The 18449-nt window shown below is 69.9% G+C and carries 20 protein-coding genes; 10 read left to right on the top strand and 10 right to left on the bottom strand.

Features of this window, described 5'->3' with window-relative positions:
* Positions 1-98: 98 nt before the first annotated feature.
* The gene (locus FPZ41_RS34105; RefSeq protein ID WP_152867451.1) at positions 99-689 is read right to left on the bottom strand and encodes an N-acetylmuramoyl-L-alanine amidase; all 591 of its coding nucleotides are present in this window, start codon (positions 687-689) and stop codon (positions 99-101) included.
* Positions 690-953: 264 nt separating this feature from the next.
* Positions 954-1187 (bottom strand): hypothetical protein, encoded by a 234-nt coding sequence (locus FPZ41_RS34100; RefSeq protein WP_131565585.1) that lies wholly within the window; start codon positions 1185-1187, stop codon positions 954-956.
* A 357-nt stretch (positions 1188-1544) separates the two neighbouring features.
* Here FPZ41_RS34100 and FPZ41_RS34095 point away from each other — a divergent pair, with 357 nt between their 5' ends.
* From FPZ41_RS34095 to FPZ41_RS34085, 3 genes are all read left to right on the top strand, one after another.
* Entirely contained in the window at positions 1545-2948 is a 1404-nt protein-coding gene (locus FPZ41_RS34095) for a family 2B encapsulin nanocompartment shell protein (protein ID WP_152867450.1), read from the top strand.
* Between the two features lie 363 nt (positions 2949-3311).
* Positions 3312-4394, top strand: coding sequence for a family 2 encapsulin nanocompartment cargo protein polyprenyl transferase (locus tag FPZ41_RS34090; RefSeq protein ID WP_407698857.1), 1083 nt, complete (start codon positions 3312-3314; stop codon positions 4392-4394).
* A gap of 299 nt (positions 4395-4693) precedes the next feature.
* Positions 4694-4885, top strand: a complete 192-nt coding sequence (locus FPZ41_RS34085) for a hypothetical protein (protein ID WP_152867449.1) — start codon at positions 4694-4696, stop codon at positions 4883-4885.
* A gap of 97 nt (positions 4886-4982) precedes the next feature.
* Here the strand turns inward: FPZ41_RS34085 and FPZ41_RS34080 are convergent, their stop codons facing one another.
* Complete coding sequence (locus tag FPZ41_RS34080) at positions 4983-5732, bottom strand: VOC family protein (RefSeq protein WP_152867448.1); 750 nt, start codon at positions 5730-5732, stop codon at positions 4983-4985.
* Between the two features lie 313 nt (positions 5733-6045).
* On the opposite strand from FPZ41_RS34080, the gene FPZ41_RS34075 reads away from it, so the two are divergent.
* A complete protein-coding gene (locus FPZ41_RS34075; protein WP_152867447.1) occupies positions 6046-6489 on the top strand; it encodes a PepSY domain-containing protein in 444 nt (147 codons plus the stop codon).
* Positions 6490-6622: 133 nt separating this feature from the next.
* On the opposite strand, the gene FPZ41_RS34070 is transcribed toward FPZ41_RS34075, so the two are convergent.
* From FPZ41_RS34070 to sodN, 3 genes are all read right to left on the bottom strand, one after another.
* Positions 6623-8092, bottom strand: coding sequence for a sensor histidine kinase (locus tag FPZ41_RS34070; RefSeq protein WP_152867446.1), 1470 nt, complete (start codon positions 8090-8092; stop codon positions 6623-6625).
* Positions 8089-8946, bottom strand: coding sequence for a response regulator transcription factor (locus FPZ41_RS34065; RefSeq protein ID WP_152867445.1), 858 nt, complete (start codon positions 8944-8946; stop codon positions 8089-8091). Before FPZ41_RS34065 ends, FPZ41_RS34070 begins: the two co-directional genes overlap by 4 nt.
* A 289-nt stretch (positions 8947-9235) precedes the next feature.
* Positions 9236-9631, bottom strand: coding sequence for a superoxide dismutase, Ni (gene sodN / locus FPZ41_RS34055; RefSeq protein ID WP_020123534.1), 396 nt, complete (start codon positions 9629-9631; stop codon positions 9236-9238).
* Positions 9632-9782: 151 nt separating this feature from the next.
* Here sodN and sodX point away from each other — a divergent pair, with 151 nt between their 5' ends.
* Complete coding sequence (gene sodX, locus FPZ41_RS34050; protein ID WP_152867455.1) at positions 9783-10217, top strand: nickel-type superoxide dismutase maturation protease; 435 nt, start codon at positions 9783-9785, stop codon at positions 10215-10217.
* Here sodX and FPZ41_RS34045 read toward each other — a convergent pair.
* Positions 10121-10750, bottom strand: a complete 630-nt coding sequence (locus FPZ41_RS34045) for a CGNR zinc finger domain-containing protein (RefSeq protein ID WP_134029629.1) — start codon at positions 10748-10750, stop codon at positions 10121-10123. The two genes, sodX and FPZ41_RS34045, sit on opposite strands and share 97 nt — an antisense overlap.
* A 111-nt stretch (positions 10751-10861) precedes the next feature.
* On the opposite strand from FPZ41_RS34045, the gene FPZ41_RS34040 reads away from it, so the two are divergent.
* Positions 10862-11620: a class I SAM-dependent methyltransferase gene (locus FPZ41_RS34040; RefSeq protein ID WP_152867443.1), complete on the top strand. Its 759-nt coding sequence runs from the start codon at positions 10862-10864 to the stop codon at positions 11618-11620.
* Between the two features lie 107 nt (positions 11621-11727).
* Here FPZ41_RS34040 and FPZ41_RS34035 read toward each other — a convergent pair whose 3' ends face one another.
* The 3 genes from FPZ41_RS34035 to FPZ41_RS34025 are packed head-to-tail and all read right to left on the bottom strand — an operon-like array spanning position 11728 to position 14440.
* Positions 11728-12492, bottom strand: coding sequence for an amino acid ABC transporter ATP-binding protein (locus FPZ41_RS34035; protein WP_152867442.1), 765 nt, complete (start codon positions 12490-12492; stop codon positions 11728-11730).
* Positions 12489-13424, bottom strand: coding sequence for an amino acid ABC transporter permease (locus tag FPZ41_RS34030; RefSeq protein ID WP_322621072.1), 936 nt, complete (start codon positions 13422-13424; stop codon positions 12489-12491). Before FPZ41_RS34030 ends, FPZ41_RS34035 begins: the two co-directional genes overlap by 4 nt.
* A gap of 38 nt (positions 13425-13462) precedes the next feature.
* Positions 13463-14440 carry an ABC transporter substrate-binding protein gene (locus FPZ41_RS34025; protein ID WP_152867441.1) on the bottom strand — a complete coding sequence of 326 codons (978 nt, stop codon included), beginning with the start codon at positions 14438-14440 and terminating at the stop codon, positions 13463-13465.
* A 639-nt stretch (positions 14441-15079) separates the two neighbouring features.
* On the opposite strand from FPZ41_RS34025, the gene FPZ41_RS34015 reads away from it, so the two are divergent.
* The 4 genes from FPZ41_RS34015 to FPZ41_RS34000 form a co-directional block, all read left to right on the top strand.
* Complete coding sequence (locus tag FPZ41_RS34015; RefSeq protein ID WP_131565557.1) at positions 15080-16312, top strand: NAD(P)-dependent malic enzyme; 1233 nt, start codon at positions 15080-15082, stop codon at positions 16310-16312.
* 555 nt (positions 16313-16867) lie between these two features.
* A complete protein-coding gene (locus FPZ41_RS34010; RefSeq protein ID WP_152867440.1) occupies positions 16868-17833 on the top strand; it encodes a zinc-binding dehydrogenase in 966 nt (321 codons plus the stop codon).
* Between the two features lie 67 nt (positions 17834-17900).
* Positions 17901-18110: a helix-turn-helix domain-containing protein gene (locus FPZ41_RS34005; RefSeq protein ID WP_093780812.1), complete on the top strand. Its 210-nt coding sequence runs from the start codon at positions 17901-17903 to the stop codon at positions 18108-18110.
* Positions 18110-18449, top strand: a 340-nt coding sequence (locus FPZ41_RS34000) for a Clp protease N-terminal domain-containing protein (protein WP_322621071.1), incomplete at its 3' end; no start/stop codon positions are given. The genes FPZ41_RS34005 and FPZ41_RS34000, both read left to right, overlap by 1 nt.

The raw sequence follows: 18449 nt of genomic DNA, 5'->3' as shown, positions 1-18449 counted from the left end.
GTGGTCGGGCGGGGCGGTGGAGCGTGGGGCGCTGGACGCCCTGACAGGGCGCGAGTAGTGGCTGCCAGGACCGCCCCGCCCTCAGCCGGACGTGCGTGTCACGTCAGCCGGTTCTGGATGTGTTCCCTCATCGACGCCATCGTGAAGCCGCGGGGGTCCACCTTGCCCGGCTGCCACTCAAGGTGGCCGATCACCGAGGGGGCCGTCCAGCCGTGGTGGCGGCAGACCGCTGCGGAGACGCGCTCGATGGCGTCCAACTGGGCCTCGGGCCAGGGATCCTCGCCGTCGCCGAGGTTCTCGCACTCGAAGCCGTAGAAGTGGCGGTTGCCGTCCGTGTTCGCCTCGTTGTCCGGCGGGAGGGCCGTCTCGGCGATCACCGCCCGCAGGACGTCGTCGTCGCCCAGCCCCGCGTGGTTGGCGCGGCCGTAGCCGACGAGGTGGACGTGGCCGTCCTTGGTGATGACGCCGTGGCACAGCGGGCCGGGCAGGCCCGAGTAGCCGTCGCGGCAGATCTGTACGGTTCTCTCGCTGCCCGACGTCACCGTGTGGTGGATCATCACGCCGTGGACCGGACCCCATGGGCCCTTGTGGTTGCGGTTGTGGTGCTCCCAGTCACCGACCTCGACGACCGTGACGCCCTCGTCTTTCAGGATGGTGAGAAACGTGCCCGCGGACATGGGTGAGGCCATGACCGCCTCCTTCGCACTGGGCAACGGCCACCTGTCGCGGCCGCCTCGTACCGCTGCTGTACCCCCGACCCGGCGGCCGCGACCCGTCGTTCGCACGATGTGCGAGCCGATCCGGTCAGGCGGCTGCCGGGGCGTCGGGGCTTGTCCGGAGTGATGGTCGGACTGCTCGCCACGGTCGTTCGGGTGATCCGGAGGAGCGGGCCGAGCGGGCCGAGCGGGTTGTGCAGCGGGGCAGGCGTGGCACCGCGAGGGGCCGCCCCCGCCTCAGGAGCGCAGGAAGCTGTCCCCGTGCGTGGCGATGTGGGCCTCCAGCGCCTGGAGTGCCTGCTGCGTGGCGGCCGGGGAACCAGTGCCGCGCCGCTCCGCGTAGTACGCCGCGCCGAGCTTCTTCAGCAGATCGCCGCCTGCCCGCTGGTTCTGCACCTCGTCGAGCTTCTGCTTGCCCTGAACAAGGCCGCGCTGCGCCTGCTCCTTGGCACGGTCGAGGAAGCCTGCCATGACGTCTCCCGTCGTCGAGTGGTTCAAGTCGTTTGAACGGTCTGAGTGGTTTGAGGATGGATGTCGAACAGTTCGAGGCTGGACGGTGGGTCGATTTGGCCGAAGGGCCCGTCATGGCATCAAACGGGCGGCCGGATCTTGAAGTTCCCGCTCCACCCACACCACCACCGCGTTCCCATGCCATCTCGTTCCCTTGCTGTCGGGGCCCTCGACAAAGGCCCTCAGTGTGCCCAGCCCGGCGAAGATCCATTCCCGCTCTTTCGGGTAATAGCACCATCACGCTCCGCACTGGAAGGCTTGTCCGCGAGATCGGCGCATGACCGCGAGATCAGGGCACGACCGGGAGGGCATTCCTTTATGTCGGTAGGCGAAGAGGTCCACGCGCAGGAGAAGCCGCAGCAGAGTCTCGGCACCGCGGCCGCGCGGAACCTGGCCACGACCACCAAGTCCGCACCCCAGATGCAGGAGATCAGCTCCCGCTGGCTGCTGCGGATGCTGCCGTGGGCGGACGTGCAGGGTGGCACATACCGGGTGAACCGGCGGCTCAGCTACGCGGTGGGCGACGGCCGAATCACCTTCGTGAAGACCGGCGACCAGGTCACGGTCATCCCCGCGGAGCTGTGCGAACTGCCGGCCCTGCGGTCGTACGAGGACGACGACGTCCTGGGCGAGCTCGCCCGGCGCTGTCAGCAGCGGGAGTTCCAGCCCGGCACGGTGCTCGCGGAGTTCGGCAGCCCGGCCGACGAGGTGCTCCTGCTCGCCCACGGCAAGGTGGAGAAGATCGGCACGGGCCCTTACGGGGACGACGCGGTCCTCGGGGTCCTCGCCGACGGGGCGTACTTCGGCGACCAGGCGCTCCTCGACCCGGACCCGATCTGGGAGTACACAGCGCGCGCGGTCACCGCGTGCACCGTCCTCGCCCTTCCTCGTCAGGCCCTCGAGCAGATCGCGGAGCGCTCCGACTCCCTGCGTGAGCACCTCCAGCAGCTGCGCTCCATCCCCTCGCAGCGCACCAACAAATATGGCGAGAAGGAGATCGAGCTCGCCGCCGGCCACACCGGCGAGCCGGACATCCCGCACACGTTCGTGGACTACGAGGCCGCGCCGCGCGAGTACGAACTGAGCGTCGCCCAGACCGTCCTGCGCGTCCACACACGCGTGGCGGACCTCTACAACCAGCCGATGAACCAGACAGAGCAGCAACTCCGGCTCACAGTGGAGGCGTTGAAGGAACGCCAGGAGCACGAGCTCATCAACAACCGCGAGTTCGGGCTCCTCCACAACTGCGAGTACGACCAGCGGCTGCAACCGCACGACGGCGTGCCCAGCCCCAACGACCTGGACGAGCTGCTCAGCCGTCGGCGCGGATCCAAGCTGTTCCTCGCCCACCCGCGTGCGATCGCCGCGTTCGGCCGCGAGTGCAACAAGCGGGGGCTCGTGCCGGAGAGCGTCGAGATCGCGGGCAACCGTATCCCCACCTGGCGCGGGGTGCCGATCTTCCCGTGCAACAAGATCCCGGTCAGCGACGCCAGGACGACGTCCATCATCTGTATGCGTACCGGAGAGGAGGAGCAGGGTGTCATCGGGCTCCGGCAGTCGGGCATTCCGGACGAGATCGAGCCGAGCCTGTCCGTTCGGTTCATGGGCATCAACGAACAGGCGATCATCAAGTACCTGGTGACGGCCTACTACTCGGCGGCGGTCCTCGTTCCGGACGCGCTCGGCGTCCTGGAGAACGTCGAGATCGGTCGTTGGTCGTGACCGACCCCGCCCGCACCCCGTGTCCCTGTCCGCCGTGTCGGGGACGCCTCCCGGTCACACCGCTGGGGAGGCGCCCGAGGGAAGCGGAAACGCCACCGTCCGGGGACTCTCCAAGGCGGCCCCACGGGTGAGTTCATGACGGAGACGACACATGCGACACAGAGCCCGACCGAGATCCTGGAAAGGCTGAGCCCCATCGCGAGTTCCATAGGTCCGACAGGGTCGGCAGATGATCCAAGGGGTTCGGTATACCCGGTTGCTTCGGTGTTCCCGGATGCTCCGGTACCTCCGGGCAGCTCCGCAGGGGGCGCCGGTTCGGCTGGCTCGGCGGGTCCCGCACGTCCGGCACATCCCGTCGGTGAGGTGAGAACCGCCGGTCCGGCGGGCATCGCGGGGACGATCGGACGGCAGGGCTCGCCGAGCCCTCTCGACGCGCAGGAGGCGGCGGGAATCCTGGAGCGGACGCGGGCGTCGGTGGACCCCGAGCTGCGCCGGGCTGTCGAGTCGCTGACGGGCTCGATGCGCCGGATCGCGCGCTACCACTTCGGCTGGGAACACGCGGACGGCACCCCGGCGACGGGCAACGCGGGCAAGGCCATACGCCCCGCCCTCGTACTGGCCGCGGCCTCGGCACTCGGTGGGTCGCAGTCCGTCGCCGTGTCGGCAGCGGCGGCGGTGGAGTTGGTGCACAACTTCACGCTGCTCCATGACGACGTCATGGACCGGGACGCCACCCGCAGGCACCGGCCCACCGCGTGGGCCGTGTTCGGTGACGCAGGCGCGATCCTCGCGGGGGACGCCCTCCAGGCGCTGGCCCAGCGGCTGCTCGCCGAGGACCCGCACCCTGCGTCCTCGGCGGCCGCTGCCCGGCTCGCGGCCTGTGTCATCGAGCTGTGCGCGGGCCAGCACGCGGACACGGCCATGGAGAAGCGCAGCCCCGAGGAGGTCACTCTCGACGAGGTGCTCGCCATGGCCGAGGCCAAGACGGGGGCGCTGCTCGGATGCGCCTGTGCGCTGGGAGGGCTGTATGCGGGGGCGAGCGAGGAAGGCGTGGAGGCGCTGGACGCGTTCGGGCGTGAGGCCGGGCTCGCCTTCCAGCTCATCGACGACGTGATCGGCATCTGGGGTGACCCGAGGCGCACCGGCAAGCCGGCCGGGGCGGACCTCATGGCCCGCAAGAAGTCGCTGCCCGTCGTCGCCGCCCTCGCGTCCGGCACCCCGGCGGCGGCCGAACTCGCCGAGCTGTACGGACTGCCGTACGAAGCGGGGGAGCTGGAGCGCACGGTCCTCGCCGTGGAGCGGGCGGGTGGCCGTGACTGGGCCCAGAGCCAGGCGGCCGACCGTATGTCACGGGCGATGCACGAGCTGTCCCGGGCGGTCCCGGACCCGGAGGCGGCGGGTGGCCTCCTCGCGCTGGCGGAGTTCGTGACGCGGCGCAGCAACTGAGCGGCGCGGCTACTCAGAGTGGTGCGGCTACTCAGAGTAGAGACCCTGAAGGTGAAGGCCCCGGAGCTGCCGGTCCCGTGCTGAGCTGACCCTTACGGCATCGGTGGCTTCGGTCAGGGCGGGTCCCGCGCATCCCCACGGTGCGCGGGGCCCGCCCGTCTCGCCGTCACCTTGCCCGGCTCCTGCCCGTTCCCCGGCGAGCGGACCGCCGTGCGGACCGCGGTGCGGATTTCGTCACCCGGAAGCGCCTGCTCTGCGGAGGGGGAGCGCGGGGCCCCGTCCCGCCATACCCTGAGTGCATGGACAGGGATGAGCGCGTCTGTCCGGTCTGCGGACAGCCCGTGGCCACCGTGGTACGGCGGCACAAGACGCTCGGCGCCTGGGTGCCCGTCTGGGGCCCCGGACCGTGCCGGAACCCCCAGTGCGGGGCGTATGTCGAGGAGGCCGAGGAGGGCACTGCGAGCGTGCCGCCGAGGGAGGCCACGAAGTAGCCCGGAGTGCCGTGGGGCCCGCCAGGCCGAAGCTGTAGCACTCAAGCCATAGCACTCAAGCCGTGGCTCTGAAACCGTAGCTCTCAAGCCGTAGTTCTTACGCCTGGGAGGCGACCGGCAGGCCGCCCGTCTCCGGGTCGCGGCTCGTCAGGCAGTACGTGCCGCCCGCCGGGTCCCGCATCACCGTCCAGTGGGCGCCGGCGGCGACGACCGTGGCGCCGAGGTCCTCGTGGCGGGCCCGGACCGCGTCGATGTCGGCGCACGCGAGGTCGAGATGAGCGGAGGCGGGGCGGTCGGTTCCGAGGCGTTGGAGGAGGATGCGCAGGGGGAGGCCGGCGGGCGGCGTCAGTACGTGGAACTCAGGAAGTGAGCCCGGTCGCGAGTCCCAGCCCGTGAGGTCGGTCCAGAAGGCGACCTCGGAGGTGAACGCGGCCGGGGCCACGTCGATGCACACCTGGTCCAGGCGGCTTCCTTCGACCACCGGTGGCCGTACGGACTCCCCGTGCCACTGCACGGCGCAGAACAACTGGCCGCCGGGGGAGCGGAGCACGCTCCCCACGTAGAGCGGGGCGACGACCTCGGCACCCAGCCGGACCGCCGCGTCGACCAGGGCCGGTGCGTCCTCGACGGCGAGGTCGACGTGAGCGCCGCCGTCCCCCTGCTCGACCCCCTGCGCCTTCACACAGGCGGCGGCGGCCTCGGGCAGCAGCGTGACGAACTCGTCCCGCTCGCCCCGGGGTTCGGACAGCCCGGTGGTGATGACCGCCCTCCAGAAGTCACACGCCTGCGCGAACCGGGCCATCGGCCTGTCCACAAAGGCGTAAGCCCATCGGATCGTTCCGGTCATGCGCGCCGCTCGCTCTCGTGTGGTTCGGATCAGTTCATGCCGTCGGTGTGGCGGCAGGTGCCGTTGACCACGGGGGGTGCGTATGCGCCGGTCCACCGTGGCTAACCCACTCAGGTGGCCATAGAGCGGCGGCCTGCCTCTTGCGTAGCGTCTGACCTGCGCCCTTCCTTTCCTTAACCTTGCGCTGGGCGCCGGTCGCTAGCGTCCTCCTGCATGCACTGGTGGTGCCGGCTCCCCCGGGTGAGGTCCGTTCTCTGCGACTCTCCCCCGGCGGTCCGGCGGCCGGGCAGGTCGCATTCCCAGGAGGACAACCATGGGCAAGATGAAGGTGCTGAGCATTATCGGCGGCGGGCTTCTGCTCTCCGGCACGGTGGGCGCCGCGTTCGCCACGGCCGGCGAGACCGACGCGCCCTCGCGGGAGGCGGTCCGTACCGCCGCCGCACCGAGCTTCGAGATCGAGATCGACCCGGAGTTGGACGCACGATTCGGGCCGCGTCCCGTCAACGCCGTCGACGCTGCCGAGACCGTCACCGCCGCCGAACCGGGTGCGCGCGTGGTCAAGGTGGAACTGGACGAGGAGGGGGGCCGGGCCGTCTGGGAGGTCGAGGCGCAACTGGGGGGCGGCTCGATAGAGGCCCTTGTCGACGCCTTCACGGGAGAGATCGTGGGCGAGGACGCAGGTGACTCGGGGGACTTCGAGGACTCCGAGGACTCCGGGGGCGACGACGACCGCGGTGACGGTTTCGACGACGACTGAGCCTGGCCATCCTCTCTCGAGTGCGCCCCGTGGCACCAGTTCCCCCTGGTGCGGCGGGGCGCCCGCGTGTTGCCGGCGGTGGCGGCGGAACGAGCCGTCGGCCCGCCGGTGAGGCGCCCGGACGGGGAACCCGTCAGACCCGGGAAGCCGGCCGTTGCGAACGGTGGCCGGCAGACGGCCGGCCGGAGGCGGGGCCGGGGCACGGCAGTCGGACGAAGGCGTCGAGGCCGCCCATGGGCCCCTCTCGCAGGACGGCTTCGCCACCGCTGAGCTGCGCGAGCCGCTGGACCAGGGACAGGCCCAGACCGGTCCCGCCCTTGGGGGCGCCGGGAGCGCGCCAGAACCGGTCGAAGGCGCGGCGCCGCTGCTCCGGGGGCATACCCGGGCCCTCGTCGATGACGTGCAGTTCGGCCCGGAGGCTACGGTCGCCCGCGGCCGAGCGACGTCGGCCGGGAGCATGGTGACGCAGTTCGAGGCGCACCGTACTGCCGGGCAAAGAGACACGCAGGGCGTTGGAGAGCAGGTTGTCGAGGATCTGCTCGACGGCCCCCGGCAGTGCGAGCACCGCATCGACTTCCCTGTCCTGGAACACGAGGTCCACGTCGTGCTCCTGGAAGAGCGCGGCCCAGGTGCGGTGACGTTCGGCGCAGACGGCCCCCGCGTCGATCGCCTCGACGGCGGCGGCCTTGTCCTCCAGGCGGGCCATCGCCAGCAGCCCCTCCACCAGGTTGGCCAGCCGGTCCGTCTCGGTCAGCGCGGCGTTCAGGCTGCCCCGGGCCTGCACGGCGACCGCCGGTTCCAGGTTGTCCAGGCGCAGCCGCAGGGCGGCGAGCGGCGTCTTGAGCTGGTGCGAGGCCTCACCGGCGAAGGCTCGCTGCGAGGCCAGGAGTTGTTCCAGCCGGGCGGCGGTCTGGTTGAACGTTTCCGCCAGGCTGCGTACTTCAGGCGGCCCGGCGGTCACGAGAACCGGGCTGTCGAGCCGGCCGTCGGCCAGACCTGCGGTGGCGTGCTCCAGTTCCCGGATGGGCCGCGCGGCCCAGCGGGCGAAGGCGAACGCCACTCCGGTGACGGCGGCGAGCACCGCGAGCCCGGCCAGGGCCAGCAGCAGCCACACCTGGTTCACCCGGCTGTGGACGGCATCGGTGGGCACGGTGATGTGCACGGCGGCGGCCGGCGGGCTGTCGTGGCCCACCGGGACCGCGACGGACAGATGGGGCGTGCCGTCGATCGTGGAGGTGCGCGCGTGGAAGGGACCGCGCCCGCTCAGCGCGGCGGCGACCTCGGGAAGTGCGGGCAGCCCACCGGTCTGCCCCGCGGACATCCGGTGGGAGGAGGCGATCACCGCCCCGGACCGGCCGACCACGACCACCTGCCCACCGATGCGCTGCGCGCACTCGACGAGCCGGTGTGCCAGTTCCCGCTCCTCCCGGCCGGCGGTCAGGGACAACTCGGCGAACGCGGACACCGAGTCGGCCTCGTCATGCGTGGCGGTGACGGTGCGTTCCTTCTCGGCCCGGGAGTAGACGAAGGCCAACGGGATCTCCAGGCAGAGCAGCACCAGCACGGCGATGCTCAGATTGCCCAGCAGCAACCGGCGGGTCATCGGACACCGCCCTCCGCGGTGTCGCCGTGGCCGGTGCCCGCTTCCCCCGCTGTGCCGTCGAGGGCCAGCCTGAACCCCACGGTTCGCAGGGTCTGAATCCACTCCGGGTGACCGAGCTTGCGGCGCAGAGCGGCCACGTGCGCGTCCAGCGTCTTGGTCGGACCCCGGTAGTGCGGGTCCCAGACCCGGTCGAGGATCTCCCGGCGCGCGTAGACCGCGCCCGGGTCCTCGTGCAGCAGCGCCAGCAAGTCGAACTCCTTGGGCGTCAGTGCGACGGAGTTCCCGTCCACCCACACCTGGCGGGTCCTGCGATCCACGACCAGCGAAGCGAGCGGGGCATCGCCGAGCGTGTCGCCGGGCGGTACGGGGGCCGCACGTCCGTGATCGTGTTCCGCCCGCAACGCGAACGAGAAGGCCTGCGCCGTCGCCCCGAACCCTCCGAAGCCGACCGTGGGAAGGGGCCCGTCGCCTCCTGCCGGGGGATCGGCGCTTTGCACACGCTGCAACCGACGCGAGACGGCCCGGATGCGCGCGACGAGCTCCCGCACGCTGAACGGCTTCGCCAAGTAGTCGTCGGCCCCCATGTCCAGGCCCAGAATGCGATCGGTTTCCTCGCCGCGCGCACTGAGAATGATGATCGGGACGTCCGATACCCGGCGGATGCCGCGGCACACGTCGAGACCGTCCATGTCCGGCAGTCCGAGATCGAGCAGTACGGCGTCCCCGTACGGGCCCTTCAGACCGTCCGCTCCCGTGGCCACCCAGTCCACCGAGACACCGAACCGTCCCACCCCCTCGGCCAGCGGCTCGGCGATGGTCTCGTCGTCCTCGATGAGGAGTACCTGTACGCCCATGCGACCCGTCTCTCCGGGGCCGCGCCGTACCGGATGCAGGGGAGCCCTTGGTGTGCGACGCGGCCGAATCGTCCCACCAGCGGCACGAAGGCGAGGCCCGCGAAGAGGCCGCCTCGCTATCAGTACGCACGGCGAACGCACATTGTTCAGCACACCGAGCTGCGCGCCCCGGGCACAAAAGACCGCACCCGGACCGTCAGGGACGCCGTGTTCGGCGGCCTGCGGGCCGGGTGCGGGCAGGGAGACGCTGCAACGAAAGTAATCGCAGGTCAGAGGGCATGATTCAAGATCAGGCCTTCTTGGTCTCCCAGAAGATCTTGTCGATCTGGGCGATGTAGTCGAGCGCCTTCTGGCCCGTGGCCGGGTCGGTGGACGCCTTGGCGGCCGAGAGGGCCTTGAGGGCGTCGTTGACCAGCTGGTGCAGCTCCGGGTACTTCTCGAAGTGCGGCGGCTTGAAGTAGTCGCTCCACAGAACGGAGACGTGGTGCTTGGCGAGCTCGGCGCGCTGCTCCTTGATGACGGTCGCGCGAGCCTGGAAGTGCGGGTCGTCGTTGGCGGCCATCTTCTCCTGCACGGCCTTCACCGACTCCGCCTCGATGCGGGCCTGGGCCGGGTCGTACACGCCGCAGGGCAGGTCGCAGTGCGCGCTGACCTTGACCTTGGGGGCAAACAGGCGGGAAAGCATGGAGCAATCCTTCCTCGTGATCGTCTTCTCAGGTGGGACATTACTCCGTAGGAGACGGGTTTTCGCGAGTGCCCCCATGGGCTTAGGACAAAAGTCCGGGGTGAGACTGGGACTGGGAGTGGTGGAGGATCCGACCGGGGAGGTGCCGGTGATGCCGGAACTGTCGCAGGAGACCGAACGGGGGAGGGCCGTGCTGCCGTTCGGGGGAGCCGAGGTGACGGGACCGTCGATGGTGCCCACACTCCGGCACGGGGACCGGCTGGTCGTGCACTACGGAGCGCGGCTGAGGGCCGGTGACGTGGTCGTTCTGCGGCATCCCTTCCAGCAGGACCTGCTCGTGGTGAAGCGGGCCGCCGAGCGGCGCGAGGGCGGCTGGTGGGTGCTCGGCGACAACCCGTACGCCGGCGGGGACAGCACGGACTACGGGACCGTGCCCGACGAGCTCGTCCTCGGCAAGGTGCGGTTCCGGTACCGGCCCCGGCCCGAGGGTCAGCGCTCGCTGTTCGCGCTCGTCCGCTGGCTGCTGGTCGCCGCGCGGCCGGTGCTCGCCGACCGGTCCGCCTCCAGGCGTTTGCGGGCCCGGTAGGCGGCCACGTTGGCGCGGGTCGCGCAGCGGTCCGAGCAGTAGCGCCGGGAGCGGTTGGTGGACGTGTCGAGGTAGGCGTTGCGGCACGGTGCCGCCTCGCACAGGCCGAGGCGGTCCACGCCGTACTCGGTGAGGTGGAAGGCCAGGCCCATCGCGGCGATGGCGGCATAGCCCGCGGTCGCGTTCGAGGGGTGGTCCGCCAGGTGCATGTGCCACAGGGGGCGCCCGTCGTCGTCCCGGAAGTCGTGGCCGGAGATCTGCGGGCTCACGGGGAACTCCAGGAGGAGTGAGTTCAGCAGGTCCACGGCGAGCGTCTCGTCGCCGCCGTCCGCCGCCTCGAAGACCGCGCGCAGCCGGGAGCGGACCGAGCGGAAGCGCGTCACGTCGGCGTCGGTGGCGCGACGGGCCGCCGACTGGTTGACCTCGAAGAGGTCGCGGACGGCCTCCACCGAGGTCAGCGTGTCCGTGCCCCGGACCGGCTCCTCCGTGTTGACGAGGCGGACCGCGTAATCCGAGTAATAGGCCAGTTCCACTTGTAGTCCTTACGAGGGCGCTCTATTGTCGTACGGGCGGAGAAGTAATGGCTGACTGTGCTTTCAGGGTATTACGGGTGCGGCGGAGACGCAGTGCTGAAAGGGGCTCCCATGACCACCACCACCGGAACCGACTGGCACGCCTGGCAGGAGAGCTGGGACCGGCAGCAGGAGTGGTACATGCCGGACCGCGAGGAGCGGTTCCGCGTGATGCTGGACATGGTCGACGCTCTCGTCGGCCCGGCACCCCGTGTTCTGGATCTCGCCTGCGGCACGGGAAGTATCACGGCCAGGCTGCTCGCCCGGTTCCCGGAGGCCACCAGCGTCGGCGTCGACCTCGACCCGGCCCTCCTCGCCATCGCCGAGGGCACCTTCGTCGGCGACGACCGGGTCACGCTCGTGACGGCCGACCTGAAAGACCCCGAATGGGTGACGCGGCTGCCGTACGACACCTTCGACGCCGTGCTGACGGCCACCGCCCTGCACTGGCTGCCCACCGAACCCCTCGCGGCCCTCTACGGTCAGGTCGCGGAGCTCGTCCGCGACGGCGGTGTCTTCATGAACGCGGATCACATGATCGACGAGAGCACGCCCAGGATCAACGCGGCCGAGCGCGCCCACCGGCACGCCCACATGGATCAGGCCAAGGAGAACGGCGCGGTCGACTGGTCCGAATGGTGGCAGCTGGCCGCCCAGGACCCCGTCCTCGCCGAGCCCACCGCCCGCCGCTTCGAGATCTACGGCGAGCACGCCGAGGGCGACACCCCGTCCGTCGAGTGGCACACGCGGACGCTGCGGGAGAGCGGCTTCGCGGAGGTTCGGCCCGTGTGGCGTTCGCCGTCGGACGCGCTGGTGCTGGCGCTCAGGTGACACGGCCCGGGTCTGCGGGAGAAGGCAACGGGAGAAGGGCGGTACGCCGACGCGTACCGCCCTTCTCGTACCCGCTCTCAGCGGAGCGTCAGAGAACCTTCGACAGGTCAGAGCACCTTCGACAGGAACGACTGCGTGCGCTCGTGCTGCGGGTTCGTCAGGACCTCACGCGGGTTGCCGGACTCGACGACCACACCGCCGTCCATGAAGACGAGGCTGTCGCCGACCTCACGGGCGAAACCCATCTCGTGGGTCACGACGACCATCGTCATGCCGGACTCGGCGAGATCGCGCATGACGTCGAGCACGTCACCGACCAGCTCGGGGTCCAGCGCCGAGGTCGGCTCGTCGAAGAGCATCAGCTTCGGGTCCATCGCCAGCGCCCGGGCGATGGCCACGCGCTGCTGCTGGCCGCCGGAGAGCTGGGACGGGTAGCTGCCCGCCTTGTCGCCGAGGCCGACCCGGTCCAGCAGCTGCATCGCCCGCTCCCTGGCCTGGGCCTTGCTGACGCCCTTGACCTGGACCGGCGCCTCGATGACGTTCTCCAGGGCGGTCATGTGCGGGAACAGGTTGAAGCGCTGGAAGACCATGCCGATGTCACGGCGCTTCAGGGCGACCTCGCTGTCCTTGAGCTCGTACAGCTTGTCGCCCTTCTGGCGGTAGCCGACCAGCTCCCCGTCCACGTACAGGCGGCCGGCGTTGACCTTCTCCAGGTGGTTGATGCACCGCAGGAAGGTCGACTTGCCGGAGCCGGAGGGGCCGATGAGGCAGAACACCTCGCCGGACTTCACCTCCAGGTCGATCCCCTTGAGGACCTGCACATGGCCGAACGACTTGTGGACGCCCTCGGCCTTCACCATGGCGGTCGTCATGCCGCGACCCCCTTTCGGCTGGAGAGGGACGTGAGGTGGGTCCGGACCCGCTGCCACGGAGTCGGCGGCAGCTGGCGGCTGGAGCCGCGTGCGTAGTACCGCTCGATGTAGTACTGGCCCACGCTCAGGACCGACGTGAGGATCAGGTACCAGGCGGCGGCCAGGAACAGCATCTCGACGGTGGCGCCGGACGTCGTGCCGATGTCCTGCGCGAACCGCAGCAGCTCGTAGTACTGGACCGCGGCCACCAGCGAGGTCGTCTTCAGCATGTTGATGACCTCGTTGCCCGTGGGCGGCACGATCACACGCATGGCCTGCGGGATGACGATCCGGCGCAGCGTCTTGGAGTGGCTCATGCCGAGCGCGTGCGCGGCCTCGGTCTGGCCCTCGTCGACGGCCAGCAGACCGGCGCGGCAGATCTCCGCCATGTACGCGGCCTCGTTCAGGCCGAGGCCCAGCAGCGCCGTCAGGAACGGCGTCATGAAGTCGGACCACTCGTCCTTGTAGACCGGCCCGAGGTTGATGTACTCGAAGACGAAGCCGAGGTTGAACCAGACGAACAGCTGGACCAGGACCGGGGTACCGCGGAAGAACCAGATGTAGAACCAGGCGATCGACGAGGTCACCGGGTTCTTCGACAGCCGCATCACGGCGAGGACGACGCCGCCGACGATGCCGATGAGCATCGACAGGACCGTCAGCAGCAGGGTCTCCCGGACCCCCGTGAGGATGCGGTCGTTGAAGAAGTAGTCGGGGATGGCACCCCAGTTGATGTCGCCATTGGCGAAAGCCCAGATCAGCAGCCCCAGGATGCCCAGGGCCACGATCGCGGCGACGTACCGGCCGTAGTGCCGGACCGGGACGGCCCTGATGGCCTCCGGCCCGGCCGGCGGGGTGTCCGCCGGCCGGTCCGTCTTCTTGATGTCAGTCACGGATGTTGCCTTTCAGCGACGCGATGACGGGAACGCGCTCACTTGCCGCCGTTGATGGCGGCTTCCTTGACCGCGCCGTCCGTGACGCCCCACTTCTGGATGACCTTGTCGTACTCGCCGTTCGCGATGACCGCGTCCAGCGCCGCCTTGACCGCGTCGCGCAGCTCGGTGTTCGACTTCGCGACCGCGATGCCGTACGGAGCCGCGTCGACCTGCTCGCCGACGAGCTCGAAGTCCTTGCCGCCGCCCGAGGTCTTCACCGCGTACGCGGCGACCGGGAAGTCGGAGGAGCCGGCGTCCGCGCCGCCGGAGCGCAGCCGGGTCTGGGCCTGCTGGTCGTTGTCGAAGGCCTCGATGGACATCGTCTTGCCCTTGGCACACTTCTTCGCCTCGGCCTTGGCCAGGTCGTGCGAGACCGTGCCGCGCTGGACGACCACCTTCTTGCCGCACAGGTCGGCCCAGGTCGCGATGGACTGGGTGTCGCCCTTCTTGGTGTAGATCGAGACACCCGCGGTGAAGTAGTCGACGAAGTCGACGCCCTCGCCGACCTTCTTGCCGGTGTCGGAGTCGACACCCTCCTGGCGGTCCTTGGTGTCCGTCATCGCCGACATGGCTATGTCGTAGCGCTTGGAGCGCAGACCGCCGAGCAGCGTGTCGAAGGTGCCGTTCTCGAACTCGAACTTCACGCCGAGCTGCTTGCCCATCGCGTCGGCCAGGTCGGGGTCGATTCCGACCGTCTTGCCGGAGTCGTCCTTGAACTCGACCGGCGCGTACGCGATGTCCGAGCCGACCTTGATGACACCCGCCTTGCGGATGTCCGCGGGCAGCTTGTCGGCCAGGGGCGCGGAGTTCGTGTTCGTCTTCTCCGAGTCGTTGCCGCTACCGCTACCGCTGCCGTTGTCCTTGGTCTGGTCACCGCAGCCGGTGAGCAGCAGGGCGCCCGCTACCGCGATCGCGCCGACCGCGGTAGTCCGGGTGCGCAGGGCGGTGGTGCGACGGGTCTTGCCTGCGGTCATGGTGGTGTCCTCCGGCGGGGGTGGATGAGAGATGCAACGGTTGTGCCGTTGGGTCGACGACAACACACGTCATTGGGTGTGGCGACCTCGTGTGATTACGGCATCTTGCCATTCGGACTTGGGCACTCAGGTGACTCGATATGTCAAAATCGGATAACGGGTGACCCCCGAACCGCTGCGGGACGGTCCGCCAGGGCCGGATGCCCTGCGGGAATCTCTCCCTCCGGCCGGAAGATCTTCGGTGCATCTCAGGGTGCGGTCGGACACGGACTTCGTATGTGTGAGGCGGTCGGCGGCGGCTGCGCGAGCAGCTGTGTGACATGTCACGGGCGCGGTCGGCGGCTGAATGAATCCACCTGTATGTCACGTCTCCGGTGTGTGACCTACACGTGATGGACTCGTCGCCGAAGCCGTGGGTCGGGTAAGAAGGTTCCTTACACCCCTCATCCGGGGCCCAGGGCGCGTGTGCGGCGCGTCCGTCACGCATTGCCCGTGCGTATCCGGCCATCCGCCCGTACGTATCGGCCATTCGGCCATCCGTCCGTGCGTATGGCCCATCGGGACCGTGCGTGGTGCCCACCCACCCCCCGACCGGGAGTGGACAACCCTCAGGCAAAGAAGACTTAAGGGGTAAAAGAAGTGGCAGCGGAGATCGTGAATCCTCCTACTGAGAGCAACGGCGGCAGTGCGGACCAGGAAGGCGGAGGCGAGCCTCTCGATTCCTTCGACCCCGCTTTCGCACTGCACCGCGGCGGCAAGATGGCCGTGCAGGCCACCGTGCCGGTCCGTGACAAGGACGACCTGTCCCTCGCCTACACACCCGGCGTCGCCCGAGTGTGCACCGCCATCGCCGAGCAGCCGGCCCTCGTCCACGAGTACACGTGGAAGTCGTCCGTGGTCGCCGTGGTGACCGACGGTACGGCCGTGCTGGGGCTCGGGGACATCGGGCCCGAGGCCTCCCTCCCCGTGATGGAGGGCAAGGCGATCCTGTTCAAGCAGTTCGGGGGCGTCGACGCCGTGCCGATCGCGCTGGACTGCACGGATGTGGACGAGATCGTCGAGACCGTGGTCCGGCTCGCTCCCTCGTTCGGCGGCGTGAACCTGGAGGACATCTCGGCGCCGCGGTGCTTCGAGATCGAGCGGCGGCTGGAGGAGCGGCTGGACATTCCGGTCTTCCACGACGATCAGCACGGCACGGCGGTCGTGACGCTGGCGGCCCTGCGGAACGCCGCGCGGCTGTCGGGGCGGGAGCTGGGTGATCTGCGGGCCGTGATCTCGGGCGCGGGTGCGGCCGGGGTCGCCATCGCGAAGATGCTCCTGGGGGCCGGGATCGGGGACGTCTCGGTCGCGGACCGCAAGGGCGTTGTCTCCTCGGACCGGGACGACCTGACTCCGGTCAAGCGGGAGCTCGCGGAGATCACGAACAAGTCCGGGCTGTCGGGGTCGCTGGAGGCGGCGCTGGCGGGTGCGGACGTGTTCATCGGGGTGTCCGGCGGTACGGTGCCGGAGCCGGCCGTGGCGTCGATGGCCGAGGGGGCGTTCGTGTTCGCCATGGCCAACCCGAACCCCGAGGTGCACCCGGACGTCGCCCACAAGTACGCGGCGGTGGTCGCCACCGGGCGGTCCGACTTCCCGAACCAGATCAACAACGTGCTGGCGTTCCCCGGGATCTTCGCCGGGGCGCTGCAGGTGCGGGCCTCCCGGATCACCGAGGGTATGAAGATCGCGGCTGCGGAGGCGCTGGCCTCGGTCGTCGGTGACGATCTCGCGCCCGACTACGTCATCCCGTCGCCCTTCGACGAGCGGGTCGCCCCGGCGGTCACCGCGGCGGTCGCCGCGGCGGCTCGGGCGGAGGGGGTTGCGCGCCGCTAGGCGCGGGGGCGCTCTGCGGGGTCGGGGTCGTTCTGCGGGTTCGTACTACGGGGTCGTTCTGCGGGGTCGTTCTGCGGGTTCGGGGTCGGGTTCGGCTGCGGGTTCGTGTTTGGGATTGGGCTCCGTCCGGTTGGGCGGAGCCCAATGCATTGGGCGGGCGCATGATTTGAGGCCAGGTGTCGCGCGGCTTCCCCGCCGTCGTGGCTTGGGCGCCTGCGGTTTCGTCGTGGGTCGGGTGCGCGCCGGGAGGTCTCCGTCCTCGGTCCGGCGGGTCTGTGAGGTGTCGTACGTTGCCCGGCGGGGGACGTCGGCCGCTGCGGGCGGACACCTCCCGGCACACCCCCTGCGGTGCGTACGCGGCTGCCGGGCGCGTCGGGGGCGCGGGCGCGCCCGTGCTTTTCAGGGGCGCGGGGAACTGCGCGACCAGCCACAACGAACCCGCAGCCGACCTCAATCAGAACCCGGCAGACGGAACGCACCCGGCCGTGTCCCGGAGGGGCATGTCACAGGCGGGGCTGGTTCCCTCGGTCGGGGTGGAGCCCTAGGGTCGGGGCCATGTTCGCTGCTTACGCTGCTCGGATTGACCGTGACCAGCCCCTTCACGGGCTGGAGTTGGGGGAGCGCCCGGCTCCCGAACCGAGGCCGGGCTGGACGACCGTGAGGGTGAAGGCGGCCTCGCTGAACCACCATGACCTGTGGTCCCTGAAGGGCGTCGGGCTGGGCGAGGACAAGCTGCCGATGATCCTCGGGTGTGACGCGGCGGGTGTGGACGAGAGCGGCAACGAGGTCGTACTGCACTCGGTGATCGGACAGAGCGGTCATGGGGTGGGACCCGACGAGCCCCGCTCCATCCTCACTGAGCGCTACCAGGGGACGTTCGCCGAACTCGTCGCCGTACCCACGTGGAACGTCCTGCCGAAGCCCAAGGAACTGTCGTTCGAGGAAGCCGCCTGTCTGCCCACGGCGTGGCTGACGGCGTATCGCATGCTCTTCACGAACGCCGGAGTGCGGCCGGGCGACTCGATCCTCGTCCAGGGCGCCGGTGGCGGTGTCGCCACCGCGGCCATCGTGCTGGGCAAGGCTGCCGGCCTGCGGGTGTTCGCCACCAGTCGGCACGAGTCGAAGCGCAAGCGGGCCATGGAGCTGGGCGCGGTGGAGGCGCTGGAGTCGGGGGCGCGGCTGCCGGAGCGCGTCGACGCCGTCATCGAGACCGTGGGCGCCGCAACCTGGTCCCACTCCGTGAAGTCCCTGAAGCCCGGTGGCACGCTCGTCATCTCCGGTGCCACCAGCGGCGACCGGCCCTCCCACGCCGAACTGACCCGCATCTTCTTTCTGGAGCTGAAGGTGGTCGGCTCCACGATGGGCACGAAGGACGAGTTGGAGGATCTACTGTCCTTCTGTGCGGCGACGGGCGTGCGGCCCGTGATCGACGCGGTGCTGCCGCTCGACCGTGCGCGGGAGGGCTTCGAGCGGTTGGAGGCCGGTGATCTGTTCGGGAAGGTCGTGCTGACAGTCCCCTGAGGGGTCGGCGGTCCGTGTTATGTCAACCGGGATTGACGCCTTCGGGGTGTCAATGTAGGTTGACGTTATGACCGAAGCAACGGATCTCGCAGCGCGTGCGGGTGACCGTGATCCGCGGGTCGGATTGCGGGCGGTCGCCGCGCTGCGGAGGCTGCTGGAGCAGCTGGAAGCGGTTCAGGTGCGCAGTGCGCGCAATCAGGGGTGGTCGTGGCAGGAGATCGCCGCGGAACTCGGGGTGAGCAGGCAGGCCGTGCACAAGAAGTACGGGAGGCAGTGATGTTCGAACGGTTCACCAAGGACGCCCGCGCTGTCGTCCTCGGCGCGGTCGACCACGCCGAACGGTCACGCGCGGCCATGGTCGACGAAGAGCACCTGCTGCTCGCGCTGCTCGATCGGGAGGCCGGCCGCGCCGCGTTCGCCCTGGACGCTCTGGGGCTGGCCGAGCGGCGGGGCTCCGTGGAGCGCGCGCTCGCCGAGGCCCGCCGCCGTGGCGGCCTGTCCCGCGCCGACGCGGAGGCTCTCTCCGGACTCGGTATCGACCTGACGGAGATCGTCTTTCGCATCGAAGAGGCCCATGGGGTGGGGGCTTTGGAGTCCGGAGGGAAGAATGAGAGGG

It is taken from the genome of Streptomyces acidicola (assembly GCF_009377235.1).
GTDB lineage: Bacteria > Actinomycetota > Actinomycetes > Streptomycetales > Streptomycetaceae > Streptomyces > Streptomyces acidicola.
This window is presented reverse-complemented; position numbering and strand designations above follow the sequence as displayed.